Here is a 26,113-nt window from a genome sequence, read left to right as displayed (position 1 = left end):
ACCGGCCCACTCCCCCTGCCCGACCACCCGGCAGTGTACCTTAGGGGTGGTCGGGCAGGGGGAGTGGGCCGGTGCCGCGCGAGGTCACGCGTCAGCGTGACCGGTCAACGCATCCTGACTCTTGCGCGCGGCGATCAGCGCAAACGGCCCACTCCCCCTATTCCTCGGTACGGATCAACACCGTCTCGCCGATCAGCAGGAACAGCAGGAACGGCGCCCACGCCGCCAGCACCGGCGGATAGCCGCCGAAATTGCCGAGCGCGAGGGCGGCGTTGTCGACCACGAAATAGGCAAAGCCCAGCGCCATGCCGATCACCGCGCGGATGAACATGTGGCCCGACCGCGCCAGCCCGAACGCGGCGGTCGCACCCAGCAACGGCATCAGCATGGCCGAGAGCGGGCCCGACAGCTTGTGCCACCACTTGCCCTCCAGCTCGCTGGTGCGATGGCCCGCCTCGCGCACGGCGGCGATCGACCGCGCCAGTTGCGGCAGCGATTCGGCATCGGCATCGACCTTGCTGATCAGCACCTGCGCCGGTTCGACCGACCGGGCATAGACCTGCCCGCCGGGCAGCGCCGACTTGCGCGCGCTTTGCACGTCGAACGCCACCGGCGCATCGAACCGCCAGCCGGGATTGGCGTAGACTGCGGTATTCGCGGTCACGATCTCGGTCACCATGCCCGTGGCATCGCGCCGGAACCAGCTTGGCCCGGTCATCACCATCGCCTTGCCGCCATTGGTGATCGGCCCGGTGATCGATTTGGCGAACAGCACACTGCTGCCATCCTGCAGCCAGACGTTGGCCTTGACCCCGCTGTCTACGGGAACCGCGCCGTAGCTTACCGCCTGCCACGCTTTGAGCGTCGCGGATGAACGGGTGACCACGCGTTCGTTGAACGCGAACGTCGCCGCAGACGTCACCGCCGCGACCAGGAACAGCGGCGCCAGCACCTGATGCGCAGAAAGCCCGGCGGCCTTCATCGCGATGACCTCGCTGTTCTGGTTCAGCCCCATCAGCGTGATGATCGTGGCCAGCAGCACCGAATACGGCAGGAACCGAGACACCAGCTGCGGCAGCCGCAGCGAGACATAGGTCAGCAGCTGCGCCTGCCCATTGCCCGGCGCGCCCAGCACTTTGCCGCTTTCGCCCAGCAGATCGAGCATCTGCAACACCAGCACCAGCATCAGCAGCACCGCGACGATGCGCACCGCGAACATCTTGGCGATGTAGATCGTCATCGTCCGCGACGGGAAGAATTCAAGCTGCACCATGCGCGCCCTCCAGTTCGGCTTCCGGCTCATCGGGCAGGCGCTTGCGGCCGAACAGCTTGCGATACAGCGCGCTGACCTTGGCCGCGCCACGCTCCAGCCCGCCGATCGGCTGGCCGCCGGGCACATAGGCGATGCGCCAGTACATCCACAGGATCAGCGCAGCGAACGCGGAGAACGGCCCCCACAGCGCCAGCGTCGGGTCGATCCGCCCCAGCACCGCGACATCCTGCCCGTACTGGTTGACCTTGTGATAGGCGACCACCATCACGATCGACACGAACACGCCCAGCGCGGAGGTCGATCGCTTAGGCGGGATGGCCAGCGCCACCGCCAGCAGCGGCAGCAGGAACATCATCACCACCTCCACCAGCCGGTAGTTGAGGCTGGCCTTGGTTTCGGTGCGGGTGGCGGCCGGATATTTGTCGTTCCAGCTGATCTTGAGCAGTTCGGGCAGGAAATATTCCTGCTCCTTGTCGCCGCGCCGGCGGAACTGTTCGAGCTTGGGCAGGTCGATCGGCAGGTCCTGGCTGGCGAAGCTCAACACGCGCGGGCTGGCGATGCCGGGCCCATCCTGCACGATCTGCCCGTCGTTCAATCGCAGGATGATCGTGTCGGGGTTGTCCTTGGTCGCAAAGAACCGGCCCTCGCGCGCCGAGATCACCATCTGCTGGCCGCGCGCGGTGACGATCCGCGCGAAGATCCCGCGCAAGTCGCGCCCCTCGTCGCGGCTGGCGTCGACGCGCAGCGCGGTGCGATCCTGCAGCGTGTTGAATTCGCCGACCTTGATCGAGGCACCCAGCGCGCCCGAGCGCAGTTCGAACTGCATCTGTTCGTAGTAGTAATGCGACAAAGGCTGGAGATAGCCGACGATCAGCAGGTTCAGCCCTGCCAGCGCAATCGCGAACATGTACGGCACGCGCAGCAGCCGGGTGTACGACAGGCCGACCGCGCGCATCACGTCGAGTTCCGAACTCGTCGCCAGCTTGCGGAACGCGAACAGGATGCCCAGCATCAGCCCCAGCGGGATCGCCAGACTGGCATATTCGGGCAGCAGGTTGGCCAGCATCTTGAACACGATGCTGACCGGCCCGCCTTCGGTCGCAACGAAGTCGAACAGCTTGAGCATCTTGTCGAGCACCAGCAGCGACGCGGCCAGGACGAACACCACCAGCATCGGCACCAGCACCAGCCGGGCTATGTAACGGTCTATGGCGGTGAAGAATTTCACGGGGAGGAAACGGCAGCCTGTGGTTGCGGCGAAGTGCAGGGAACGGCGCGGCAATCCCCGCCGGGGCCCTGCCGCGCGCCGGGAAGCCGCTCCATAACCGCGCGCGACGGCGTGGCAAAGCGCGAATTGGCGCAACGCACAAAGCGGGTCACAATGCGGGCCAGGATGCGGGCCAGGATGCAGGGAGGTGACGCGCCGCCGCACCGGTGGCAAAGTGGCCCGACCTGCCAAAGGAGCCAGCGATGCAGCAATCCAAGATCGCGCCTGCCGAACACCACGTCGTCGATCGCATCGGCTGGCTGCGCGCTGCCGTGCTCGGCGCGAACGACGGCATCCTGTCGACGTCGAGCCTGATCGTCGGCGTCGCCGCGTCCGCGGCGGGCAAGCCGGCGGTGCTGGTGGCGGGCGTGGCCGGGCTGGTCGCAGGCGCGATGTCGATGGCGGCGGGCGAATACGTTTCGGTCTCGAGCCAAGCGGATACCGAGGCGGCGGACCTTGCGCGCGAACGGCGCGAACATGCCGAATCGCCTGCGGCCGAGCTGGAAGAGCTGGCCGGGATCTATCGCGATCGCGGCCTGCCCGATGCGCTGGCGCACGAAGTGGCGGTGGCGCTTTCCGCAAAGGATGCGCTGGGCGCGCACGCGCGCGACGAACTGGGGCTGTCGCTGATGCACCGCGCGCGTCCGGTCCAGGCCGCGCTGACGTCGGCGGCGACGTTCGCGATCGGTGCCGCGCTGCCGCTGCTCGCCGCGTTCCTGCTGCCGCTGGGATCGCTGGCGGTGGGCGTATCGGCCGCGTCACTGGCGTTTCTGGTGCTGCTGGGCGCGGTGGGCGCCAAGGCTGGCGGAGCCCCGATCATGCAGGGCATCGTCCGCGTGGTGATCTGGGGGGCGCTGGCGATGGCCGCGACATTCCTGATCGGCAAGCTGTTCGGAACGACGGTGGCCTGAATGTCCGATCCCAAACCTTGTTTCGGATTATCCGGGAGCGCGCCGGTGCCGGACTGAAATTCGCGCTTTCGGCGAATTTCCAATCAGACGCTCAGGCCTTTTCCAGCGTGCATTGCAGCGGGTGCTGGTTTTGGCGCGCGAAGTCCATCACCTGGTTCACCTTGGTCTCGGCGATTTCGTAAGGGAACACGCCGCACACGCCTACGCCCTTCTGGTGGACATGGAGCATGACCCGCGTCGCCTGTTCCAGATCCATGTGGAAGAAGCGCTTGAGGCACATCACCACGAATTCCATCGGGGTGTAATCGTCGTTGAGCATGAGCACCTTGAACATGCTCGGCTTCTTGGGGCGCGTGCGGGTTCTGGTGGCGACGCCGACCTGGTTATCACCACCGGAGCCGTTGTCTCCGCCGCCCTCGCCATCACCATCGCCGTCGCCGCTGCGAATGCGTCCGGCACCAAGCTGCGCACGGCGCGCAAGCGGAAGGGGCACGGAAACGAGGCACTGGTCTGTCGACATTGAGGGGAATATCGCATCGACCAGCCCCATCGGCAAGGGGCGCATGGCCAATCTTCGTCGTCAGGCCGTCAAAATGTGGTTTCGCGGAGACGAATCACCCCGCCGATGGGACGGTCACCAGGCGGCGCGCCGATGCTTCAGGCCCCAAACGACGAAAGGACCGGACGGCCGCAACCGTCCGGTCCAAAGCTGTCGCCAAGCGGCAGGTGCGTTGAAGGCGTATCGCACCTGCCAACAGGATCAGGCGGCGTGCTTCACTTTTTCGATCGCCATGCTCACGCGGTTCGAAATCGGCTGGAACGCCTCGTTGGCCAGCTTCAGCATCGATTCGCTGGACTTCGAACCCGAAGCAACCATGGCGTCGAATGACTTGCGCATCAGCGCCGACTGCTTTTCGAAGAATTCGGTCGGCGACTTCACTGCGGCCAGTTCCTTGGCGTCGGCAGTCAGCTTCTCGAACGCGGTCTTGCCTTCTTCGGCGTAGCTCTTGCCCATGCCCTGCAGGCCGGTGGCGAGGATCTTCGACGATTCGACAACCGCTTCGACGTTGCCCTTGGTGAACTCACCGACGTCGCCGAACATGGTCTGGCTCTTTTCGAGAGCGACCTTGGCGCGATCCTGCGCGGTCTTCATCGCGTCCTGGATCTTGGTGGTGAATTCGGTGGTGTTGACGGCCATGATAAAACTTTCCTTTTTGGTAACCGGCGCGGGGGCGGCGGCTGATTTGAAACTGGGACGAACCGGTGCCGAAGCCGGTGCAACGATCTTGGGCGCCATGATCTTGGGGGCAACCGCCTTGGTCGTTGCAGGCTTGGGCACCGCAGCCTTGAAAATTGCGGGCTTGGCAGAGGGCGCCGGCACCGCCATTTTCTTCGCCGGGACCGGACGCTTTGCCGCGACCGGCTTCGCCTTGGACGTGGCAGCCTTTGGCGCGACGCTCACCGCGGCGGCCTTGGGTGCTGCAACCTTGACGATCTTGCTGACAGCCGGTGTGGCCGCCACGGGGGCAGGCTCGACGATGGCCGCTACTTTTTTCGGGCGACCCGGCTTGCGACGGGCGGGCGCTTCCACCGGGGCAGGCGCGGCGAGGGGCGCGGCTGCGAGAGCCTCGATTGGAGCCGCCTCTACTGGAGCCGCCTCTACTGCCGGTGCTTCCGTAGCGGCAACTTCGATCGCCGGCGTTTCGGGAACAATGTCGACCGCAGCGACAGTGCCGGATTCGGGCTTGGGGTCTTCAACTTGATCAACCATCGCGAGTCACTGGCTCCTTGCGCGTACCGCGGATCGAAGCCGTGCCAAAGGAGGCCGCGTCGATCTTTGCTGCACTGCACAAATAATTATTACCCCGACTGCCGTCAAGGGTTTTTTGTGCAGTGCAGCAAACGTCAGGATGCCGCAGGATGGGTGTCGCAATTTGCCGGGTCAGGCGCTGCTCTCAGCGCGTCTTCACATAACGCCCCGGCGCGTCCTCGATCGCCCGGTCGCCCTTGCCGCCCGGCTTGCGCAAATTCTTGGCGGGAACCCGTGCCGGATCGATCGCCTCGATCCACTTGATCCAGTCGGGCCACCAGCTGCCCTTGGTTTCGTGCGCGCCGGCGATGAAGTCCTGCAGCGTCTGGGGATCGCCGTGGTTGAGCCAGTACTGGTATTTGCCCGATGACGGCGGATTGACCACGCCGGCGATGTGCCCCGATCCGGCCAGCACGAATTTCCACGGGCCCGCGACATGGCTGGTCAGCTTCCACACGCTTTCGGCAGGCGCGATATGATCTTCCTTGCCCGCCTGGATATAGACCGGCGTGTGGATGCGATGCAGGTCGATCGGTGTGCCATCGACCACCATCGCATCGGGCACGACCAGCCGGTTGTCGCGGTAGAGTTCGGTCAGATAGGCGCGGTGCCACTTGGCCGGCAGATTGGTGATATCGCCATTCCAGTGGAGCAGGTCGAACGCCGGATAGTCCTGCCCGAGCAGGTAATTGTTGATCACGTAGTTCCAGATCAGGTCCGGCCCCCGCAACGCGTTGAACGTGGCGGCCAGGACCCGGCCGTCGATGAACCCGTCCTTCGAGATCGAATCGAGCAGCTTCATCTGCGCGTTGTCGAGGAAGTGCTTGAGCTCTCCCGCCTTCTCGAAATCGACTTGCGCGGTAAAGAACGTGGCCGAGGCGACCGTGTCGCCCAGCCCGCGCCGCGCCAGCAGCGCCAGCGTCGCCGCCAGTGTGGTGCCCGCCACGCAATAGCCGATGGTGTGGACCGCGGGCACCTTAAGCCGCGCGCGGACGTGGTCGATCGCCTCGATCTGCGCGAGGATGTAATCGTCCCAGATCACCTCCGCCATCGAGGCATCGGCCGATTTCCACGATACCACGAACACCGTGACGCCCTGCTCCACCGCCCAGCGGATGAAGCTTTTTTCGGGGTTCAGATCGAGGATGTAGAACCGGTTGATCCACGGCGGGAAGATCACCAGCGGCACCTCCAGCACGGTGTCGGTGGTCGGGGTGTACTGGATCAGCTGGTACAACGGCGTCTCGAAAATCACCTTGCCCGGAGTCACCGCGATGTTGCGGCCCAGTTCGAACGCATCGGGATCGGTGTGGGTCAGCTGCCCCTTGCGCAGATCGGTGAGCAGGTGTTCGGCCCCGCTGACAAGGTTTTCGCCGCGCGTCTCGATCGTGCGTTCGATGACCATCGGGTTGGTCAGGGGGAAGTTTGCGGGCGACAGCGCGTCGGTGATCGCCTTCGTCATGAACTTGAACTGGTCTTTCTTCTCGGCCGACATGCCCGGCACGTCATCGGCCATCGCATTGATCCGTTCCGCCAGCAGCAGGTAGGTCTGGTGGATCAGCGCGAACAGCGGCTGGTCACGCCACTTGGGATCGGCAAAGCGGCGGTCCTTGCGCGGCAGTTGCGGCGCGGGCTGTTCCGATTCGGCACTGGCATGCGCGCCGTCACCGATGCCGTACTGGCCGAGCACCGTGGTCCACAGCTGCAGCCCGTCCTGCCACAGTTTCTGCTGGATTTCGAACTGCCCGAGCGGCAGCGCCTGCGTCCAGCGGCCCAGCTTTTCGGCCCACTGGCCCGGATCGCCCAGCTTGCCCAGCGCCGGCTCGCCCTTGCCGGCCTGTTCGGCGGCGAAATCGAGCCACATCTTCTGCAACTTGGCTGCCGACATGCCCCAGTGCTGGAGATCGGCCGGATCGGGCATGCTCGCGCCGCCGCCGGCCGACAGCACATCGGGCAGGAACGGGGCGAACAGCGCCTGCATCGCTTCGCCCTGCTGGCGCACGAGATCTTCGACCATGGTCCCGCCGATGCCGCCCTGGCCGGAATCCGTCGTGGAGCCCGATTCGCCCTTGCCCGCTGTTCCAGCCATCATCGCTTTCCCGTTTTTGGTTTGGTGCAATCTACAAGATTGACCGCGCCGTGCCAGTCCCTGCAGGACTTGTACTTTGCCTAGTTTTGCAAATTCGCGTAAGGCCGCCGACTGACGGCAATCGGGCCGTTGGTCATAGATCGAGTACAACCAACCGTGGACGAAGAATTCTACCGCATCAAGCGCCTGCCGCCCTACGTCATCGCCGAAGTCAACGGCATGCGGGCCGCCGCGCGTGCCGCGGGCCGGGATATCATCGACCTTGGCATGGGCAACCCCGATCTGCCGCCCGCCGCGCACGTGATCGAAAAGCTGTGCGAAGTGGCGATGAAGCCCAACGCCCACGGCTATTCCGCGTCCAAGGGCATTCCCGGCGTGCGCAAGGCGCAGGCCAACTATTACGGCCGCCGCTTTGGCGTGGATCTCGATCCCGATACCGAAGTGGTGATGACCATGGGGTCGAAGGAAGGGCTGGCCAGCATGGCCACGGCGATGACCGCGCCGGGCGACGTCGTGCTCGCCCCCAACCCGAGCTATCCGATCCACACGTTCGGCTTCATCATCGCCGGCGCCACGATCCGTTCGGTGCCGACCACGCCCGATGAAAACTATTTCCGCGCGCTGGAGCGGGCGATGGCGTTCACCGTGCCGCGTCCGTCGATCCTGATCGTGAACTATCCGTCGAACCCCACCGCCGAAACGGTCGACCTGGCGTTCTATGAACGGCTGGTCGACTGGGCCAAGGCCAACAAGGTGTGGATCCTGTCGGACCTCGCCTATTCCGAATTGTATTACGATGGCGTGCCCACCCCGTCGATCCTGCAGGTGCCCGGCGCCAAGGATATCGCGGTGGAATTCACCAGCATGTCCAAGACGTATTCGATGGCCGGCTGGCGCGTGGGTTTCGCGGTGGGCAACAAGCGGCTGATTTCGGCGTTGACGCGGGTGAAATCGTACCTCGATTACGGCGCGTTCACCCCGATCCAGGCCGCCGCCTGCGCCGCGCTCAACGGCCCGCAGGACATCGTCCAGAAGAACCGCGAACTATACCAGAAGCGCCGCGACGTGATGGTCGAAGCGTTCGGCCGCGCCGGGTGGGACATCCCGTCCCCACGCGCCTCGATGTTCGCCTGGGCGCCGCTGCCGCCCGCGCTGAAAAGCATGGGCAGCCTCGAATTTTCCAAGCAGCTACTGACCCACGCCGAAGTCGCGGTGGCGCCGGGCGTGGGCTATGGCGAGGACGGCGAGGGCTATGTGCGCATCGCCATGGTCGAGAACGAGCAACGGCTGCGCCAGGCCGCGCGCAACATCAAGCGCTACCTTGCCAGCATGGGCGTCAACGCCAGCGCGGCGTAGGGTTCGTTACGATTGGTCTGACTCGCTCATCCTGAGGAGCCGTTGAGCTTGCCGAAACGGCGCCTCGAAGGACCGTCCTGCGTATGGGACAGTGGTTCGAGACGGGTCTGCGGCAAGCTCAGCCCCTCCTCACCATAAGCGGGTGGCTCTAAAACATCTGCTTCATGCTCAGGGCGTTTGCTCCGCGATAGCGAAGCAGTGCCCCTCCCCGCTCCCGCCACTTACTGCTGGACCGTGCCGCGCGATTGCGCGAACACATGCGCCTGCCACCGACCCAGCGGGACAAGCGACCATGAAGACCACCGATCGCCTTTCGATCACGCATGATGGCCACGTCGCGCACGTGCTGCTGACGCGGCCCGACAAGATGAACGCGCTCGACGAGGCGATGTTCGACGCGATCGTCGATGCCGGGCATTATCTGTACGACCAGGGATCGGTGCGCTGCGTGGTGCTGTCGGGCGCGGGCAAATCGTTCTGCGCCGGGCTCGACCTGTCGAGCATGGGGCGCGAGGATCGCTGGAACGACGCCCCGCTCACCGCGCGCACCCACGGCAACGCCAACCTCCCGCAACAGGCGGCGATGGTCTGGCGCAAGCTGCCGATGCCGGTGATCGCGGCGGTGCATGGCGTGTGCTTTGGCGGCGGGCTGCAGATCGCCAGCGGCCCCGACATCCGCATCGTGGCGCCCGATGCGCGGCTTTCGATCATGGAGACGCGCTGGGGGCTGGTGCCCGACATGGGCGGCTATGTGCTGTGGCGCGGCAACGTGCGCGACGACGTGCTGCGCGAACTGATCTACACCCACCGCGAATTCTCGGGCGAGGATGCGCTGGCGCTGGGTTTCGCCACGCATGTCGATGCCAATCCGCTTGCCCGCGCGATGGCCTTGGCGCAGGAAATCGCCGCGCAAAGCCCCCACGCGATCCGCGCGGCCAAGGCGCTGTCGAACCGCATGCACGATCTCTCGGTCGACGAAGTGCTGCTGGCCGAAAGCCATGCGCAGCACGTGCTGATGCTGTCGCGCAACCAGCGCGAGGCGGTGCAGGCCGGGCTGGAACGCCGCGCGGCGGAATTCGTCGATCCCTGATCCGGCCCTCTCGCACGCCCGACCCCGCGAAAATCGAATTGCCCAGGCCTTGATGAATCGAATTGCAGTGCGCCGCGCCTTGGGCTAACCGCGCTGCTCCCCGGGGCAGCCCGGGGCCGAGGCCCGATGGCGGAGTGGTTACGCACCGGACTGCAAATCCGTTTACGCCGGTTCGATTCCGGCTCGGGCCTCCAGCATTTCCACGCAGGGCACGAAGGCTTTGCAAAGCCTTGCGCGAAACCGTTTGCGTCGCGCAGCCGGCCTTTGTAAACGCCCCGCCTGCCCAAGGGGTATGCCGCTTTAGCTCAGTCGGTAGAGCACATCATTCGTAATGATGGGGTCAGAGGTTCGAATCCTCTAAGCGGCACCACCTTCGATCGCGCCATTCCCGAACGGTCCAACCGGAAACCCAACCGGGGGAAGACTTTATGCAACTGCGTGATTTCGATATCGACGCGTTCCTGCGCACGTCCTGGCAGAAGCGCCCTGTGGTCATCCGCGATCCGTGGACGGCGTGGACCAATCCGCTCGATCCCGATGAACTGGCCGGGCTGGCGTGCGAGGACGATGTCGAATCGCGCATCGTGTTGCGGACCGGAAACGGCGCGAACGGCATCTGGAAGCTCGAGCATGGTCCGTTCACGGAAGCGCGTTTCGGAAAACTGGGCAAGGCGCGCTGGACGCTGCTGGTGCAGGCGGTGGATCATCAGGTGGCCGATGTCGCCGCGCTGATCGCGCCGTTCCGCTTCGTGCCGAACTGGCGGGTCGACGATGTGATGGTGAGCTATGCCGCCGACGGGGGCGGCGTGGGTCCGCATTTCGACCAGTACGACGTGTTTCTGGTGCAAGGCCTGGGCCAGCGGCGGTGGCAGGTGGGCGCGCCGTGCGATGCCGCCACGCCGCTGCTGCCGCACGACGATTTGCGCCTGCTGGCGGATTTCGCAGCCACCGAGGAGTGGCTGCTGGAGCCCGGCGACATCCTGTATGTGCCGCCCGGCGTGCCGCACAACGGCGTCGCGGTGGGCGATGACTGCATGACCTATTCGATCGGGTTCCGCGCGCCGTCGCGCAGCGAACTGATCGCGCACTGGTGCGAGGACGTGCTCGACGGGCTGGCCGACGACGATCGCTATGCCGACCCCGATCTGGTTCGGCCCGACAATCCGGGCGAGATACCGGGCGATACGATCGCGGCGCTGCACGCAATGGTGACCGACGCGTTGCGCGATCGCGACACCTTTGCGCGCTGGTTCGGACGCCACAACACCGCGCGCAAATACCCCGAGGTGGACTGGCAACCGGGCGAGGCCGTACCGCCCGGCAGGTTGCGCAAGATGATGGCGCGCGGCGTTGCGCTGCTGCGCAACCCGGCGAGCCGCTTTGCGTTCATCCGCACCGGTCCCGGCACGGTGCAGCTGTTCGTGGACGGCGACGGCTTCGAATGCTCGGGCCACACCGTGGCTTTGGCCGAACGGCTGTGCGCGCAGGATCGGATCGAATTGTCCGCCGGGCTGGCGACGTCGGACGACGACCTGGCCCTGATCGCGCGGCTGCTGGCGGGCGGCAGCGTCGCGGTCGAAGCTAACGACTGACCGCCACTTCGCGCCACTGGCCGGGCGCAACGTCTTCGATCGTCCACGCGCCCACCTGCCAGCGCACCAGCCGCAGCGTGGGGTGGCCGACGGCGGCGGTCATGCGACGGACCTGACGGTTGCGGCCCTCGCGGATCGTCAGCTTGATCCAGCCATCGGGCACGCTCTTGCGGAAGCGCACCGGGGGATCGCGCGGCCATAGCGCGGGCGGCGCGATTCGCTCCACCTCGCACGGCCGGGTCATGCCGTCGTTGAGCATCACCCCCCGGCGCAGCGCGGCGAGGCTGTCGTCTGCCACATCGCCCTCCACCTGCACGAGATAGGTCTTGGCCAGCTTGAACCGTGGATCGGCGATCCGGGCCTGCAATGCGCCGTCATCGGTCAGCAGCAGCAGCCCCTCGCTGTCGCGGTCGAGCCGCCCGGCGGGATAGACCCCCGGCACCGCGATGAAATCCGACAGCGTGGCGCGCACGGTATCGGTGCCGCGATCGGTGAATTGCGACAGCACCCCGTAAGGCTTGTTGAACACGATCAGTTTCGACAAGGCGCGCGGCCCTTTCCCGGTCATCTGCGAAAATTCTTGCGGTGCGTAAGGTCGGCGTAAGTGCGTCCCGCGACAAGGGCCGGCATGCGCTGATGGTGCAACCACGATCCCGGACGCACCATCCGCCCTACATTCGGCCGCTGCTTTCTGTCCCCACGTGATGCAGCGGCGAATGTCCCCGGGGCCCGGCATACTCCGGGCCGGGTCCCGGGACCCACGGCAGCCGGGACGAGGCTCCGGGATCGTAAGGCCCGTGTCAGATTGTGCGTGGCATGATAGAAGCCCAGAAGGGAACGGCCATGCGATTGCTGATAGTCGAGGACAACAAGGAACTGGCCGACGCTCTGGTTGCCGCCTTCGCCCGGCGCGACATCCATTGCGATGTGGCAAGCACCGCCGGCGATGCGCAACTGCTGGCCGAAACCGTGAGCTATGCCGCGATGATCCTCGATCTGGGTCTGCCCGACGAGGACGGGCTAGACCTGCTGCAGCGGTTGCGCGCCAACCAGTACAGCGAACCCGTGCTGGTGCTGACCGCGCGCGGCGAGGGGATGATGCGGGTCAAGGGGCTGGAAAGCGGGGCCGACGACTACATCGTCAAACCGTTCCTGTTCGAGGAACTGCACGCCCGGCTGGGTGCGGTGCTGCGCCGCCAGGGCGGCTATGTCGAACACCTGCTCGCGGTGGGCAACCTGACGCTCGACACGCGCAGCCGCGAGGTGTGCGTGGCCGGATCGCTGATCGACCTGTCGGTGCGCGAGATCGAGCTGCTGGAACTGCTGATGCGGCGTTCGGGGCACGTCATCCCCAAGCGGCTGCTCGAGGACCAGCTGTTCGGATCGGGCGACGGCCTGGGGTCGAACGCGGTGGAAGTCTACGTCCACCGCATCCGGCGCAAGCTGGAAGACGTGACTGCGGCGGTCAAGGTTTCGACGGTGCGCGGTATCGGCTATCTCCTATCGGCGGCATGAGGTCGCGCCTGCTCCGTTCGATGTTCGCGCCGCGTTCGCTGTTCGGCCAGGTGGTGCTGTCGCAGATCGTGCTGATGGCGGCGATCGCGATCGTGTTGCCGATCCTGCTGTCGGTGCTGCTGCGCGAAACGGCCGACAGCTTCGTCGCCGAAAGGCTGAACCTGGAAGCGCACGCCATCGCCGCCGGGGCCCGTCCCGGAACCGCCGCCATCTCGCCGATGGGCCATATGCGCGACACCGCCTACCGCGAGGCGCGCGGCGGCCGCCGCTATGCGATCGTCGATGCGGCCGGCCATGTCTTCGCGCACGGGCCTTATGCGCTGCCGCTGCCGCTCTCGGTGATCCGCCGCGAGTCGAGCCCGGTGTTCAGCAAGCGCCGCGCGTTCGACATGTTCAGCCTGCCACTGCCGCCGCAACCCGACGGGATCGCGCGGTGGGTGGTAATCGTCCAGAACCGCGACGTGCCCGACGAGATCGTCGATGATGTCGTGCGCTCGTTCCTGGCGCGGTTTCTGTGGCTGGTGCCGGGATTCGTGCTCGCCTCGCTGCTGGTCGAACTGTTCGTCATCCGCCGCGTGACCGGCAATTTTCGGCGCGCGGCGGCCGGAGCGGACGCGATCAGCCTGCACCGCATCGACGTGCGGCTCGATGCTTCGGTGCTGCCGCTGGAGGCCGCGCCGCTGGTCACCGCGACCAACCGCGCGCTCGACCGGCTTGAGGCGGGCTATCGCTTCCAGGGAGATTTCGCAGGCAACGTGGCGCACGAACTGCGCACCCCGCTGGCGCTGATCTCGCTGCGCGCGGAAGGGCTGGAACCGTCGGCCGAGCGCGATCTCATCCAGCTGGGCGTGGAACGCGCCAACCATGTCGTGCGCCAACTGATGGAACTGGCGGCAATCGACCGGCATTACCCGCAGATCGAGCCGATCGATCCGTGCGAGCTGGCGCGCGAGGCGGTCAGCCTGATGGCGCCGCTGGCGATCCGCGCCAACCACGACATCGCGTTCGTCGCGCCGACGGCGGTTCCCGATGCGGTCTGCGGCGTGCCCGGACTGGTCCGGATCGCGCTGACCAACATGATCGACAATGCCATTCGCCACACGCCCGACGGCTGCACCATCACCGTTTCGGTCACCGACGACGGCTGCATCGCGATCGAGGACGACGGCCCCGGGATCGCCATCGACGTGCGCGACGGCGAAAGTCGGCGTTTCCGCAGCAAAGGCGATCGCCGCAGCGACAGCGCCGGGCTGGGGCTGGCCATCGTCGAGCGGATCATGATCGTGTGCGGTGGCGCGCTGGAAGCCGGTACCGCGCGAAATGGCAGCGGACAGGGCGGCGGCGCGCGCTTCACGCTGCGCCTGTCGCGGCGCGATGACCATCCGACGATCGAGCGGTGACGTAGCGCCGCCCAGTCTCCCAATGTTCGACCCAACGTGTTCGACCCCAAGGTGTTCGACCAAGGGTGTTCGATAGGCCGCGTTGCGATATAGGCCGGTCTTCGCCAACTGGTCGAGACGCGCCGATGACCCACCTGTTCCGCTGCCTCTACCGCTACCTTGCCGTCGCCGTGCTGATGGCTTGCTGTGTTTCCACCCCTGCGCGGGCGCAGACGACCGGACCGCTGGTGCTGGCCGCCGCCAGCCTGCAGGAATCGCTGACCGCCGCCGCCGATGCGTGGGCGGCCAGAAAGCACCCCCGACCGGTGCTGTCGTTCGCCTCATCGTCCGCGCTGGCGCGACAGGTGCTGGCAGGCGCGCCCGCCGACCTGTTCGTTTCCGCCGACGAGGAATGGATGGACGCGATCGCCGCCAAGGGGCTGGTGCGGCGCGGCACGCGCGTCGATTTCCTCGGCAACCGGCTGGTGCTGGTCGCGCCCGCCGCCAGCACGCTGCGGCTTGCAATCGGCCCGCGGTTCGCGCTGGCCCGCGCGCTGGGCGACGGGCGGCTGGCGATGGCCGATCCCGCGAGCGTGCCCGCCGGCAAGTATGGCCAGGCCGCGCTGGAGCGGCTGGGGGTGTGGCAGGATGTCGCCGGCCGTGTCGCGCGCGCCGAGAACGTGCGCGCCGCGCTGGCGCTGGTGGCGCATGGTGCCGCGCCGCTGGGCATTGTCTATGCCACCGATGCGCGCGCATCGCCCGACGTGCGCGTGATCGGCATGTTTCCCGCCGCCAGCCATCCGCCGATCACCTACCCGGTGGCGGTGCTGGCCGCGTCGCGCCATGGCGATGCCGAGGGTTTTCGCCGCTTCCTGGTTTCGCCTGAGGGGCGGGCGATCTTCGCGCGGTTCGGTTTCACCGCCCCCGGACGCTGACCGGAATGCTGTCGCCGGAGGAATGGGGCATCATCGCGCTGTCGCTGAAGGTCAGCTGCGTGGCCGTGCTGGTCGCGTTGCCGGCGGCGTTCGCGCTTGCCTTCGTGCTCGCGCGGGCGCGCTTTCCCGGCAAAATCCTGCTCGATGCGCTGGTCCACCTGCCGCTGGTGTTGCCGCCGGTCGTCACCGGCTGGCTGCTGCTGCTGGCGTTCGGCGCCAACGGCCCGGCGGGCAAGCTGCTCGATCGCCTGTTCGGCGTGACGCTGCTGTTCCGCTGGACCGGCGCGGCGGTGGCGGCGGCGGTGATGGCACTGCCGCTGATGGTGCGCGCCATGCGGCTGTCGATCGAGGCGGTCGATCGCCGGCTGGAAGGCGCGGCGCGCACGCTGGGCGCCGGTGCCTGGCGCACGTTCGCGCAGATCACACTGCCGCTGGCGATGCCGGGGGTGATGGCAGGCGCGGTTCTGGGGTTCGCGCGCTCGATCGGTGAATTCGGCGCGACGATCACGTTCGTGTCCAACATTCCCGGCGAGACGCAGACGTTGCCGATCGCGATCTATGCCGCGCTGCAGATGCCGGGCGGCGACGCCACCGTGCTACGGCTGGCGATGGTCTCGGTCGCGCTGTCGCTGGCGGCGTTGATTGCGTCCGAACTGCTGGCCCGCCGCATGGGCCACGCGCCTGCGGACGATCGCCGCCATGTCCTCTGAGAATGCGCCCTCTGAGAATGCGCCCTCTGAGCAGATGTCCTTTGAAATCGACGTCCGCTGCCGTCGCGGGCATCGCGACATCGCCGTGACGTTCCGCAGCGACGCCGCGCTGACCGCGCTGTTCGGGCCATCGGGCGCGGGCAAGACCAGCGTGCTCGACATGGTCGCGGGCCTGTTGCGCCCCGATGCCGGCCGGATCGTGGTGGCGGGCACGGTGTTGTTCGACCATGCGGCGCGCATAAATCTGCCGCCCGAGGCGCGCGCCTGCGGGTACGTGTTCCAGGACGGACGGCTGTTCCCGCACCGCTCGGTTCGCGACAACCTGCTGTTCGGCTGGCGACTGGCCCCGGTCGAGCGGCGACGGATGGCGCTGGACGAGGTCACCGCGTTCCTGGGCATCGGACCCTTGCTCGACCGGCGGCCGCACACACTGTCGGGCGGCGAGGCGCAACGCGTCGCGATCGGCCGCGCGCTGCTGTCGGGCGCGCGGTTCCTGTTGCTCGACGAACCGCTGTCGTCGCTCGATGCGGCCCGCGCCGACGAGATCATGGCGGTGATCGAGCAAGTGCGCGACGAACTGGGCGTGCCGATCCTTTACGTCAGTCACGATCGCGCCGAAGTGGAACGGCTGGCCGGGCGGATCGTGCCCATCGGCGAGGGCCGTTCCGCCTGATCCTGCGCTGCGCCCGGCTGGAAACTCAGCCGCCGCGCCGCGTGCGGCCCGACACCAGCCGGATCAGCGCACCCAGCGCCACGAACCCGGCACCGCCGCGCGGGAACGCGATGTAGCGGCTCTGCCACTGCGGCGCGAACTTGTCCTTGTAGAAGCGCAAACCGGCAAAGTTGTAGAACCGCCCGCCGACCATGAAGAACGCGGTGGCGAACCGTGCCCAGAACGGCGCCAGCCGCCCGCCGTGCACCCCCGACAGCGGCGCCAGTCCCAGGTTGAAGCGCAGGCAGCCCTCGTCTTTCGCGCGGGCGATCAGTTCGGTGAACAGGAAGTCCATCGTGCCGGACGGCGCATCGTCGACCTGCCGCATCAGGTCGACCGAAAATTCGGCGCCGTCGCCCGACCGCCAGATGTTGGCGAAGGCGACGATGCGATCGTGCTGCCGCACCAGCGCCATGTCGAAGCGCGACAGGTAATCGGGATCGAACCGGCCCAGACTGAAGCCCTTTTCCTGCACCCCGCGCGCGCGCACCCATTCGTCAGAAATCTTGCGCAATTCGGGAAGCCAGGCCGGCACAGCGGCGGCGCGGACCACGGCGAGGCTGAGCCCTTCGCGCAGGCCCCGCGCGCGGCCGTTGCGCAGCAGCTTCATGCGCGGACCGGCGAGCGTGAAGCTGCGCGGATCGATCACCGCCTCCTCGCCGTACTTGGCGGCGGTGAGCCCGAGATCGACGGTGAGCGGCAGCATCGCCTCGCTCATCTGGTAAAAGCACAGCCACGCGTTGGACACGTCGGCCAGCCGGCGCAGTTCCCACACCAGCGCGGGCCAGCGTTCGCGCGGGCCGACCGGATCGCCCATCACCATCCATGTGCGCCCTTGCGGGCGGAACATCAGGAACGCGTCGCCCTCGGCGGAAACCAGGAAGCGCTTGTCGCCGGTCAGCGCCAGCGCGGCGTCGCTGCGGCCCGAAACGGCGGTGGCGCGCAGCAGCACGCTGACGGGCAGGCGCCCGGTGCCGCCGCGCGGGGTGGGCCGGGTCAGCCATTCGCGCGCCGTGAACGCGGCCACCACGATCGCGGTGGCAAAGCTGGCGCGCAGGAAACGCGGCGCATCACCGTTCAGCGCGAACTGCCACCACAGTTCGCCGGAGATGCCCTGTGCGCGATAGGCCGCCAGCCCGCACAGCACCGCCACCAGCACCGCGCCGGTCGCGGCGAGCAGCCAGCCGCGGTTGTGCGTGGAAAACGCGCCGATCCGCCCGCGATAGAACGCCGGTGCCGCCAGATGAAGCAGCAGCGCCAGCGTCAGCATGACCGCCGCTTCCTCGTAATCCAGGCCTTTCGCCAGCGAGAACACCGCGCCCAGCAGGAACAACGCCCGGCCAGCGCGCATCCCGCTGGCCAGCCGCGAGGCGAGCGCCGGGGCGACCAGCAGCAGCGCAGTGCCAACGAGGCTGGCGGCGAGGTGCGACGCCTCGATGAACGGCAGCGGCAGCAGATCGACCAGGTCGCGCATCCGTCCGTGCACCGCCGGCAGCGCGCCGGACAGCAGCAGCACCAGCCCGCCCGCGAAGCTCAGCATGCCGAACAGCGCCGGGCTGATCGCCAGCGCCAGGCGCCGTGCGGGGCCGAGCCGGGGTGCGGCGCGGCGGGCCAGGCCGCGCGCCTCGATCCCGGCGTTGAGCGCCATCGCGGCGGCCAGCGGCAGGGCGTAGTAGACCAGGCGATAGACCATCAGCGCGGCCAGCGTGTCGCTGCCGCTGTCGGGCAGCGCGGCGATTACCACCGCCTCGAACACACCGATGCCGCCGGGCACATGGCTGACCAGCGCCACGATGATCGCCAGCGCATAGATCAGGAAAAAGCCGGAAAACGCACCGACCTGCTCGGGCGGCAACAGCACCCACAGCGCCAGCGCGGCCACGGCCAGATCGAGCGCAGCGACACCCAGCAGGACGATGGCCAACCGCGCCGAGGGCAACGGCACGATCTTTTCGAGCGGTGCAAACAGCGCCGGACGGGCGCGGCGCAATGCCAGCAGCGCCAACAGCGTCGCCAGCACCGCCGCCCCGGTCGCGCGCGCGGCGACGGGTTCGATAACGAGCCCGGCGATCAGGATGGGGTCCCCGATCGCCAGCATCGCGATCGTCGCCACCAGCGCCACGCCCGCCCAGAACGCGCAACCGGCGATGACCACGATCCGCGCCACGGTCGCCGGCGGCAGTCCGGCGGCACCGTAGATGCGCAGCCGCGCCGATCCGCCGGTCAGCGCGCCGAAGCCCAGCGTGTGCGACAAGGCGTAGCTGGTGAACGCAGCGCGCGCGGAGGTGCGCCAGGGCACGCGCTGCCCCAGCAGGCGCAAGGCCAGCGCGTCGTAGAACGTCAGCAGCAGGTAGCTCGCCACGGTCAGCGCGATCGATGCGGCGATCTGCCACGGCGCGATTCCGACCAACGCAGCCAGCGCGTCACGCGGGGAGAGGATCGATCCCAGCCGCGACGCCGCGGCACACGCGATGAAGCCCAGCACCGCCACGGCAACCAGCACAAGTACGCCGCGCCGCAGCCCGCCGCCCGGTCCGGTCCTGCCGCGCGCCAGGCTGTGCCCGGTCACAGGCGCCGCCACACTTGCGACTTGCACAGAAACCGCCCGAGCAGGCACCCCGCGATCCGCGCGTGGTCGCGATCGACCAGCTGGATATGCGACGAAAAGCTCTGGCCCACGTCGGGGACATAGACCGTCCCGCTCCAGCGGTTGGGCCCGTCGTGGCGATAGCCGTGCATCAGCTCGCGGCCCACCAGCTGCGCGGTCCCGCCCGCGCGGGCATCCGCGACGGCAGCAGCGGACGCGCGCACCACCGTGCCGCACAGCGCCGGGCCGCACGAGGCGATCTGCACATCGACACTGCCGCGCGGGTTGCGCCACTGGCCCCACAGCACGGCATCGGCTTGCGCGGCCGATGGCACCGGGGCGGCCAGCAGCGAAAGCATCAGGATCGGTGTTGCCCGCATGACGATGAGACCCGGGTCAGCGCGCTGCAGGCCATTGTGCCGGCGGGGCCATCACCGACCGGACGATGGCAGCGTGCAGATCGGCGCGGTGGCGCAGCATCAGGTGGCCGTCGGGAATGGCCTCGATCCGCATGCCCGCCGCTTGTGGCGTGCGGCACAGGGTCGACGGTTCCTGGCTGCCGTAGATGCAGGTCAGCCGCAGTCCGCGCAGCGCGGGCACGGTGGTGCGCGCATCGCTGTCGGGCGTGCCGAGATAGGCCAGGCCGCTGGGATTGGCATGGAAAAAGACGCTCGTTCCGGGCACCACCAGTGTGACCGAGGCGATGCGGCGGCGCAGCGCATCTGGAACCTGCCCCAACGCGCTGTCCACGATGTCGGCCCCGAACGAGGTGCCGATCACCGCCACTTGCGCCGCGCCGCTGGCGGCCAGCGCGCGGTGCAGCGCTTCTGTCATGACCTGCCGGGCAAAGGCGCCGTCGCGCGGCCGGCCGAACAGCGCGGACGAGTTGACCGTGAGCACCGGCACGCCGCTGGCGCGCAGCGCGCCGACCGATCCTTCGCCCGATCCCATGCGCATGCCCATGTCGCCCGAGACGAACAGCGCCACCAGCCGGCTTTGCGGCGCGCCGCCCGTCGCTGGCTGGAACCGCCACGGATCGGTGTCGAAATAACCGCCGACGCCCAGCGTCGCCAGGGCGGCCAGCAGCACGATGGCGAGCGACGTCTTCAATTTCGGACGGGGCATGGTGCCTGTCGTATCGCGCAGCCCCTATCGCCACGGTGAGGAACGGATTAACACCCTGTCATCTGAAGCAAGGAGCACTAGTGGCAGGACGCATTCTTCTGGTCGACGACGATGAGCGACTGGCCGACTACATCGCGCAAGGGCTTGCCGAGGAAGGATTTACCGTCGACCGCGCGGACAACGGGCGCGATGGCCTGTTCCTGGCGACCGACAGCGATTTCGACGCGGTGGTGCTCGACCGGATGCTGCCCGGGATGGACGGGCTGTCGTGCCTGAAGGCGATGCGCGCGGCCAACGTGACCACGCCGGTGATCATGCTGTCGGCGCTGGGCAGCACCGACGATCGCATCACCGGGCTGACCGCCGGCGCCGACGATTACCTGGGCAAGCCGTTCTCGTTCGCGGAACTGCTGGCCCGCGTGCAGGCGCTGATGCGGCGCGGCACCGGCGGCGCGCAGCAGCAACAGCAGCAATCGGTGCTGCGCGTCGGTGATCTGGAAGTGGACCGGCTGGCCCGGCAGGTGCGGCGCGGGCAGCGCAAGATCGCGCTGCAGCCGCGCGAATTCCGGCTGCTCGAATACCTCATGCTCCATCAGGGCGAGGTGGTGACGCGCACGATGCTGCTCGAGGCGGTGTGGGATTACCACTTCGATCCCGGCACCAACGTGATCGATGTCCACATCAGCCGCCTGCGCCGCAAGATCGACGATGGCGAGGAGCAGCCGTTGTTCCACACCGTGCGCGGGGCCGGTTACCGCCTCGCCGCCGACTGAGCCGAAAGCGGGGGGAAGCCGATGGCGCGCGCGCGCCTTTCGCCGACGATGGTCCGGCTGGTGGTCGCGGTGTTCGTGCTGCAGATCGCCTCCAGCGTGGCCGCGATCGCGTTCCTGCGCACGCAGATGCTCGACGTGGTCGGCGCCGACCGCGTGCGCCAGGTGATCGACGTGCGCGACGACCTGCTCGCCGCGTTCTATGACGGCGGGCGCGAGGAACTGGACGATTTCGTGGCGCAGCGGCGCGGACGATCGGCCGATCCGCTGGTGTTCGTGGCGGTGACCGGGCGCAATCCGCCGCTGCTGGGCAATGTCCTGACTGTGCCGCACATCGCCACGCCCAACCGGATCGTGCACGTATCGATCGTGCGCGGGCGCCAGCAGCCGCTGCATGGCGGGATCGCGCTGGCGACGGACTTGTCCGACGGCACCCAGCTGGTGGTCGGCGCGCTGACCGATCGCGAACGGCGGCTGGACCTCGCGTTTGCCGAGGCGATCGGGCTCACCATCCTGGTCGCGGTGGCCTTTGCCATGGCGAGCGCGCTGTTTTTGGGCGTGACGATCAGCCGCCGCACGCATGCCATCGCCGAAACCGCCGCCGCGCTCGCCTCGGGCGATTTCGCTGCGCGCGTGCCGGTCGAGCAGACCGGCGACGGGTTCGATCACTTGCGCCTGCAGATGAACCAGATGGCCGAGCGCATCGACCAGCTGGTGGCGCAGCTGCGCTCGGTATCCGGCGCGTTGGCGCACGACCTGCAATCACCGGTGGCGCGGCTGACCGCGTCGATCGACACCGCGCTGGCCAAGGCGCAGGACCACGCCGCAATCGAGGCGCTGCAGGCCGCACGGATGGACGCCGACGCGTTGCGCGCGATGCTGGCGACCGCGCTCGACATCAGCCGGCTCGAAGGCGGCACGGTCGCCGATCGCCGCCGCCCGATCGATCTGGCCGAAACCGCCGCCGACCTGGTCGATCTCTACGAACCGCTGGCCGAACAATCGGGCGCGACGCTGGCCGGCACGTTCGCGCCGGTGACGGTGCTGGCCGACCGCGAACTGGTCTCGCGCGCGATCGCCAACGTGATCGACAACGCGCTGAAATACGGCGGCCGCGATATCAGCGTGACCACGCGCGCCGTACCCGGCTGGGGCGAAGTGGCGATCAGCGACAACGGGCCCGGCATCGCGCAGGAGGACCGTGCGCGCGCGGTCGAACGCTTCACCCGGCTCGACAACGCGCGGACGCGTCCCGGCGGCGGGCTCGGGCTGGCGATGGTTGCCGCCGTGGCGAAACTCCACGGTGGCAGTTTCGAACTGTCAGGCGAGGACGGGCTCGTCGCGACTTTGCGGCTGCCCCGCATCTGAATCGGGCCGCGCCGGCTCGGGCAGGTCGGAGCCTGCGTCCACCGCGTTGGCGCTGACCCGGCCGCTGCGCTCCAGCTTGCCCCAGCCGATGCCCAGCCCGCTGAACGCCGCCCCCACCGCGCGGATCACCACGCTGTACATCAGCTGGCGATAGACGAACCGCTGCGCCAGCAGCAGCAGCGGCGGAAACTTCTCGCCCCGGCTGTCGAGCCGGTAGGCGATGAACCCGCACACGAGGTCGATCGAGGTAAAGGCTGCCCAATAGGCGCCCATGCGGATCACGTCGGTCTGGGTCTGCGCCCAGCCGTGCTGCGCGATTCGGACCAGCGTGCCGATGATCGAGATAAACAGCGCCAGGTCGATCAGCGGCGAGACCAGCGCGAACAGGATCTGGAACGTCCACGCTTGCGGCATGCCGACGAAGGCCAGCCCGCTCGGCTTGCGGTCCGACATCACCCGGCGGTGCTTCCACAGGCACTGCAGCGTACCGAACGCCCAGCGGAACCGCTGCTTGGCCAGCGCGCGGAAGCTTTCGGGCGCTTCGGTCCACGCCACGGCGTCCTCGTCATAGGCGATCTTCCAGCCCTTGCGCTGGATGGCGATGGTCAGGTCCTGGTCCTCGGCCAGCGTATCCTCGGGGAAACCGCCGACCGCCTCCAGCGCCGAACGCCGCCAGGCACCGACCGCGCCGGGCACGACCATGATAGCATCGAACCGGGTCAGCGCGCGCCGCTCGATATTCTGCGCGGTGACATATTCCACCGCCTGCCAGCGCGTGACGAGGTTGATGCGATTGCCGACCTTGGCGTTGCCCGCCACCGCGCCGATGCGCTCGTGATCGAACCAGCGCACCAGCCGGCTGATGGTCTGGCGCTCGAACTGGGTATCGGCGTCGAGCGCGACGACCACGTCGCCTTTCGCCAGCCGCAGCGCGGTGTTGAGCGCACGCGCCTTGCCGCCGTTTTCCAGCGTCAGCAGGCGCACGCTGGCCTCGTTGCCGAACGCGCTCGCGACGATTTCGCTGGTGCGGTCCTTCGATCCGTCATCGACCACGATGACCTCGAGTTCGGGATAATCGCTCTCCAGAATCCGCCGCACCGAGCTTTCGATGACGCGTTCCTCATTGAACGCGGGGATGATCACGGTGACGATCGGATGCGTCTGCGGTTCGGCCGGCAAGCCCACGCGGCGATCGGGGAACAGCGCCAGCCCGGTCAGCCCCACGGCGCGGACGATGCCCAGCGCGATGGCGAAGAAGAACGTCCAGTTGAGCGCGGCGATGATCGCGGCCAGCAGCGAGAAGATCGCGATGTCGGCCCGCACCGCGACCAGATCGATGCCGGTCACTTGCGGCATCACCTGATCGTGCCGCAACCCGGCCAGCGTCGCGGTGGGCACGATGCGATACCCGGCCTTTTCCAGCCCGGTGATGATCTGCGGCAAGGCCGCCAGCGTCTGCGCCCGATCACCGCCGCCATCGTGCAGCAGCACGATGTTGGCCGAACGATCCGCCTGCGGATGCTCGACCTCGTTCAGCGTGTTGTCGACGATCGCCTGCACCCCGGGGCGCTTCCAGTCGCCCGGATCGACGTGCAGCCCGACCACGGTATAGCCGCTTTGCTGCGCGATCAGCGCCGGTCCCAGTTCGTCGTTGGTGGTCGGCTCGGCGTCCCCGAAATAGGGCGCGCGGAACAGGCGGGTCGACCGGCCGGTATAGGCTTCGATCAGCCGCTGCGTGGCGTTGAGCTCCAGCCTGACCCCGGCCCGCGCCTCATCCGCCATGTTGGGATGGGTGTAGCTGTGGTTGCCGATCTCGTCGCCGTCGGCGATCATGCGCTGCAGCAGCCCGCGATTGGCCACGCCGTTCTCACCGATGACGAAGAACGTGGCGGGCACGTGGTACTGTTCGAGCACCGACAGGATGCGCGGAGTCCACGTCGGGTCGGGCCCGTCATCGAACGTCAGCGAGACCAGCTTGTCGCGCGCGCCGGTGCGCTGGACCACGAACGGCAGCGGCAACTGGCGATAGTCTTCGGCGGTGATCAGGTGCGACTTCGCATCGAACGTCAGGTTGCGCTGTCCGGCGACCGGTGTCGCCTCGATCCGCAGGATTTCACCGTTTCCCTCGACATCGACATTGTTGGCCTGCGCGATGGCGGTGAGATTGGGCTGGCCGCCGGTGCGCCAGGCGCGCAACGCGGTCCAGAAGCCGGGGTCTTCCGAACCCAGCCGCCACAGCGCGACGCTGCTGATGCCCAGCCGGTTGAGCGCCTGCATCTGGTTCCACGATGTCGCGGCATCGAGCAGCCACACATCATGGCGGGTGTCGTTGTCGGTGTAGGCAAAGCCGGTGTTGCCGCTCGCCCGGTCGAACACCGCCTTCGCGCCGCTGTCGTGCGCAGCGAGCCAGGCTTCTTCCACGGTCAGACTGTCGGCATGGCCATCGTGCCAGTCGTAGCCATAGTTGCCCAGCGCGACGATCGCCTTGCCCGGCCCCATGCCCCGCAAATTTTCGCTCAGGTGACTGGCGAACCACGCATCCGACGCGATCGGGCCGGGCTCGCCGCCCTGCCAGTGTTCGTCGTACGCCATCAACACGACCTTGTCGGTCACTTGCGCCAGCGCGCGCGAAGACCATGCCGGGTTGTCGATCGGCATCGTCACCGACACGATCCGGCGGCGCGGTGTGAACTTTGCGCGCAGTTCGGACAGGAACTGCCGCAGATCGACCAGGCTGGCGGTGGGGATGTTCTCGAAATCGATCATGATCCCGCCGTCGCCGGTCTTGTCGAGATAGGCCGACAGGCTGGTCTCCAGCGCGGCGCGGCGCGCGCGATCGTGCAGCAGCGCGGCCGTTCCCGGCCCGTCCCATGTGCCGTTGGCGGCGTTCTGCAGCACCGGCACCACCAGCGGATGATGGATCGACGCGGCCAGCACGCGGCGCAGCGGCTGGTCCTCGGTAATCACCAGTTGCCCGTCGTGCGCGAGCGACAGCAGCGTCGGCGCGACCCAGTCGACCTGGTCGATATGGTGTTCCAGCGCGGGCGCGCTTTCGTCGGTCCACGACGTGTAGAACGCCACCGTCAGCGGCGCGATGGCGCTCGCGCCGGCAAGCGGGTGGCGCGGCGCGGACTTGCGCGCGAACAGGCTCGAGATTTTCGACTTGATGCGGCTGACCTGGGTGCGCAGCGGCAGCGGGGCCATCCGTTCAAACCCGATCGGCAGCGGCGATGGCGCGGGCACGCTGACCACGGTGGTGGCGAACACCACGCTGGCGAACAGCAGCAGCGCAAGTCCGGCAAACGTCCAGCCACGCGTGCGGCGGCGGCGGCGCCCGGTCGGGTCGAAGAAGATCGGGCGTCCCACGTGGCGGTTCCTGCAACTGTAGTGGCTGCGCCCGCGATTTGGCGGCGGCCGGATCGGGGGTGACGGCCGGCGTTCCGACGAATCAAAAACCGGGGATCGTCAGGTCGCAACCCGACGGATGCCGCCGACCGTCTTCCATTCCCTAGGGAAATCCGGCCTGCCGCAGCGTGGGCATAACATTAAAAAACCGACAGGGTGGGCCGGGTAAATCAGGGGGGTGCCGATCCGCCGGAGCATAGCGCGATCAACACGAACCGC

21 protein-coding genes and 2 tRNA genes are annotated in these 26,113 nt (G+C 67.7%); 13 read left to right on the top strand and 10 right to left on the bottom strand.

Annotated features, from left to right (window positions below; translation table 11 throughout):
* Positions 1-157: 157 nt before the first annotated feature.
* Together lptG and lptF are read right to left on the bottom strand one after the other, a co-directional pair.
* Positions 158-1,270: an LPS export ABC transporter permease LptG gene (gene lptG / locus NL2_RS18130; protein WP_068077387.1), complete on the bottom strand. Its 1,113-nt coding sequence runs from the start codon at positions 1,268-1,270 to the stop codon at positions 158-160.
* Positions 1,260-2,501: an LPS export ABC transporter permease LptF gene (gene lptF, locus NL2_RS18125; RefSeq protein WP_068077359.1), complete on the bottom strand. Its 1,242-nt coding sequence runs from the start codon at positions 2,499-2,501 to the stop codon at positions 1,260-1,262. Before lptF ends, lptG begins: the two co-directional genes overlap by 11 nt.
* Before the next feature lie 242 nt (positions 2,502-2,743).
* Here lptF and NL2_RS18120 point away from each other — a divergent pair, with 242 nt between their 5' ends.
* The gene (locus tag NL2_RS18120) at positions 2,744-3,451 is read left to right on the top strand and encodes a VIT1/CCC1 transporter family protein (protein WP_068077357.1); all 708 of its coding nucleotides are present in this window, start codon (positions 2,744-2,746) and stop codon (positions 3,449-3,451) included.
* A gap of 91 nt (positions 3,452-3,542) precedes the next feature.
* Here the strand turns inward: NL2_RS18120 and clpS are convergent, their stop codons facing one another.
* The 3 genes from clpS to NL2_RS18105 form a co-directional block, all read right to left on the bottom strand.
* Positions 3,543-3,899, bottom strand: a complete 357-nt coding sequence (clpS, locus tag NL2_RS18115) for an ATP-dependent Clp protease adapter ClpS (RefSeq protein WP_068077385.1) — start codon at positions 3,897-3,899, stop codon at positions 3,543-3,545.
* A gap of 312 nt (positions 3,900-4,211) precedes the next feature.
* Positions 4,212-5,222, bottom strand: a complete 1,011-nt coding sequence (locus NL2_RS18110; protein WP_084356198.1) for a phasin family protein — start codon at positions 5,220-5,222, stop codon at positions 4,212-4,214.
* 184 nt (positions 5,223-5,406) lie between these two features.
* Positions 5,407-7,278: a PHA/PHB synthase family protein gene (locus NL2_RS18105; RefSeq protein ID WP_068077381.1), complete on the bottom strand. Its 1,872-nt coding sequence runs from the start codon at positions 7,276-7,278 to the stop codon at positions 5,407-5,409.
* 228 nt (positions 7,279-7,506) lie between these two features.
* Here NL2_RS18105 and NL2_RS18100 point away from each other — a divergent pair, with 228 nt between their 5' ends.
* From NL2_RS18100 to NL2_RS18080, 5 genes are all read left to right on the top strand, one after another.
* Positions 7,507-8,706: an LL-diaminopimelate aminotransferase gene (locus NL2_RS18100; protein WP_068077355.1), complete on the top strand. Its 1,200-nt coding sequence runs from the start codon at positions 7,507-7,509 to the stop codon at positions 8,704-8,706.
* 292 nt (positions 8,707-8,998) lie between these two features.
* Positions 8,999-9,796 (top strand): crotonase/enoyl-CoA hydratase family protein, encoded by a 798-nt coding sequence (locus tag NL2_RS18095; RefSeq protein ID WP_068077353.1) that lies wholly within the window; start codon positions 8,999-9,001, stop codon positions 9,794-9,796.
* Positions 9,797-9,916: 120 nt separating this feature from the next.
* A tRNA-Cys gene (locus NL2_RS18090) sits at positions 9,917-9,990 on the top strand.
* A 100-nt stretch (positions 9,991-10,090) separates the two neighbouring features.
* Positions 10,091-10,166: transfer RNA gene (locus tag NL2_RS18085), tRNA-Thr, on the top strand.
* A gap of 58 nt (positions 10,167-10,224) precedes the next feature.
* The gene (locus NL2_RS18080) at positions 10,225-11,388 is read left to right on the top strand and encodes a cupin domain-containing protein (RefSeq protein WP_068077352.1); all 1,164 of its coding nucleotides are present in this window, start codon (positions 10,225-10,227) and stop codon (positions 11,386-11,388) included.
* Here NL2_RS18080 and NL2_RS18075 read toward each other — a convergent pair.
* Positions 11,378-11,956, bottom strand: coding sequence for a pseudouridine synthase (locus tag NL2_RS18075; protein ID WP_084356196.1), 579 nt, complete (start codon positions 11,954-11,956; stop codon positions 11,378-11,380). The two genes, NL2_RS18080 and NL2_RS18075, sit on opposite strands and share 11 nt — an antisense overlap.
* 275 nt (positions 11,957-12,231) lie before the next feature.
* Here NL2_RS18075 and NL2_RS18070 point away from each other — a divergent pair, with 275 nt between their 5' ends.
* From NL2_RS18070 to NL2_RS18050, 5 genes are all read left to right on the top strand, one after another.
* The gene (locus NL2_RS18070) at positions 12,232-12,903 is read left to right on the top strand and encodes a response regulator (protein ID WP_068077349.1); all 672 of its coding nucleotides are present in this window, start codon (positions 12,232-12,234) and stop codon (positions 12,901-12,903) included.
* A gap of 20 nt (positions 12,904-12,923) precedes the next feature.
* A complete protein-coding gene (locus tag NL2_RS18065) occupies positions 12,924-14,303 on the top strand; it encodes a sensor histidine kinase (protein WP_169799540.1) in 1,380 nt (459 codons plus the stop codon).
* A gap of 125 nt (positions 14,304-14,428) precedes the next feature.
* Positions 14,429-15,217: a molybdate ABC transporter substrate-binding protein gene (modA, locus tag NL2_RS18060; RefSeq protein ID WP_068077346.1), complete on the top strand. Its 789-nt coding sequence runs from the start codon at positions 14,429-14,431 to the stop codon at positions 15,215-15,217.
* Between the two features lie 5 nt (positions 15,218-15,222).
* The gene (gene modB, locus NL2_RS18055; RefSeq protein ID WP_068077344.1) at positions 15,223-15,927 is read left to right on the top strand and encodes a molybdate ABC transporter permease subunit; all 705 of its coding nucleotides are present in this window, start codon (positions 15,223-15,225) and stop codon (positions 15,925-15,927) included.
* A gap of 34 nt (positions 15,928-15,961) precedes the next feature.
* Positions 15,962-16,600 carry a molybdenum ABC transporter ATP-binding protein gene (locus NL2_RS18050; RefSeq protein ID WP_068077342.1) on the top strand — a complete coding sequence of 213 codons (639 nt, stop codon included), beginning with the start codon at positions 15,962-15,964 and terminating at the stop codon, positions 16,598-16,600.
* 25 nt (positions 16,601-16,625) lie between these two features.
* On the opposite strand, the gene mprF is transcribed toward NL2_RS18050, so the two are convergent.
* Genes mprF through NL2_RS18035 form a run of 3 tightly spaced genes read right to left on the bottom strand, consistent with a single transcriptional unit; the run spans position 16,626 to position 20,351 of the window.
* Entirely contained in the window at positions 16,626-19,208 is a 2,583-nt protein-coding gene (gene mprF / locus NL2_RS18045; RefSeq protein ID WP_245647748.1) for a bifunctional lysylphosphatidylglycerol flippase/synthetase MprF, read from the bottom strand.
* Entirely contained in the window at positions 19,205-19,606 is a 402-nt protein-coding gene (locus tag NL2_RS18040; RefSeq protein ID WP_068077340.1) for a DUF2147 domain-containing protein, read from the bottom strand. The genes mprF and NL2_RS18040 overlap by 4 nt, the downstream gene beginning before the upstream one ends.
* Positions 19,607-19,622: 16 nt before the next feature.
* Complete coding sequence (locus tag NL2_RS18035) at positions 19,623-20,351, bottom strand: AcvB/VirJ family lysyl-phosphatidylglycerol hydrolase (protein ID WP_084356195.1); 729 nt, start codon at positions 20,349-20,351, stop codon at positions 19,623-19,625.
* An 80-nt stretch (positions 20,352-20,431) separates the two neighbouring features.
* On the opposite strand from NL2_RS18035, the gene NL2_RS18030 reads away from it, so the two are divergent.
* Together NL2_RS18030 and NL2_RS18025 are read left to right on the top strand one after the other, a co-directional pair.
* On the top strand, positions 20,432-21,124 hold the full coding sequence (locus tag NL2_RS18030; protein WP_068077336.1) for a response regulator transcription factor: 693 nt from the start codon (positions 20,432-20,434) through the stop codon (positions 21,122-21,124).
* Between the two features lie 21 nt (positions 21,125-21,145).
* Complete coding sequence (locus tag NL2_RS18025; RefSeq protein ID WP_245647747.1) at positions 21,146-22,489, top strand: sensor histidine kinase; 1,344 nt, start codon at positions 21,146-21,148, stop codon at positions 22,487-22,489.
* On the opposite strand, the gene NL2_RS18020 is transcribed toward NL2_RS18025, so the two are convergent.
* Positions 22,442-25,855, bottom strand: a complete 3,414-nt coding sequence (locus tag NL2_RS18020; protein WP_068077334.1) for a trifunctional glycoside hydrolase family 18/polysaccharide deacetylase/glycosyltransferase family 2 protein — start codon at positions 25,853-25,855, stop codon at positions 22,442-22,444. The two genes, NL2_RS18025 and NL2_RS18020, sit on opposite strands and share 48 nt — an antisense overlap.
* Between the last annotated feature and the right edge of the window lie 258 nt (positions 25,856-26,113).

The sequence above is a fragment of the Novosphingobium lentum NBRC 107847 genome (genome assembly GCF_001590965.1).
In the GTDB taxonomy this organism is placed as follows: Bacteria; Pseudomonadota; Alphaproteobacteria; order Sphingomonadales; family Sphingomonadaceae; genus Novosphingobium; species Novosphingobium lentum.
This window is presented reverse-complemented; position numbering and strand designations above follow the sequence as displayed.

Bases quoted from the DNA above. Each gene is read 5' to 3' on its own strand.
- NL2_RS18075 (WP_084356196.1), bottom strand. From the start codon at position 11,956: ATGACCGGGAAAGGGCCGCGCGCCTTGTCGAAACTGATCGTGTTCAAC.
- NL2_RS18025 (WP_245647747.1), top strand. From the start codon at position 21,146: ATGGCGCGCGCGCGCCTTTCGCCGACGATGGTCCGGCTGGTGGTCGCG.
- NL2_RS18110 (WP_084356198.1), bottom strand. From the start codon at position 5,222: ATGGTTGATCAAGTTGAAGACCCCAAGCCCGAATCCGGCACTGTCGCT.
- NL2_RS18120 (WP_068077357.1), top strand. From the start codon at position 2,744: ATGCAGCAATCCAAGATCGCGCCTGCCGAACACCACGTCGTCGATCGC.
- modA (WP_068077346.1), top strand. From the start codon at position 14,429: ATGACCCACCTGTTCCGCTGCCTCTACCGCTACCTTGCCGTCGCCGTG.
- NL2_RS18040 (WP_068077340.1), bottom strand. From the start codon at position 19,606: ATGCGGGCAACACCGATCCTGATGCTTTCGCTGCTGGCCGCCCCGGTG.
- NL2_RS18050 (WP_068077342.1), top strand. From the start codon at position 15,962: ATGTCCTTTGAAATCGACGTCCGCTGCCGTCGCGGGCATCGCGACATC.
- NL2_RS18035 (WP_084356195.1), bottom strand. From the start codon at position 20,351: ATGCCCCGTCCGAAATTGAAGACGTCGCTCGCCATCGTGCTGCTGGCC.
- NL2_RS18065 (WP_169799540.1), top strand. From the start codon at position 12,924: ATGTTCGCGCCGCGTTCGCTGTTCGGCCAGGTGGTGCTGTCGCAGATC.
- modB (WP_068077344.1), top strand. From the start codon at position 15,223: ATGCTGTCGCCGGAGGAATGGGGCATCATCGCGCTGTCGCTGAAGGTC.
- NL2_RS18080 (WP_068077352.1), top strand. From the start codon at position 10,225: ATGCAACTGCGTGATTTCGATATCGACGCGTTCCTGCGCACGTCCTGG.
- NL2_RS18070 (WP_068077349.1), top strand. From the start codon at position 12,232: ATGCGATTGCTGATAGTCGAGGACAACAAGGAACTGGCCGACGCTCTG.
- NL2_RS18105 (WP_068077381.1), bottom strand. From the start codon at position 7,278: ATGGTCGAAGATCTCGTGCGCCAGCAGGGCGAAGCGATGCAGGCGCTG.
- NL2_RS18095 (WP_068077353.1), top strand. From the start codon at position 8,999: ATGAAGACCACCGATCGCCTTTCGATCACGCATGATGGCCACGTCGCG.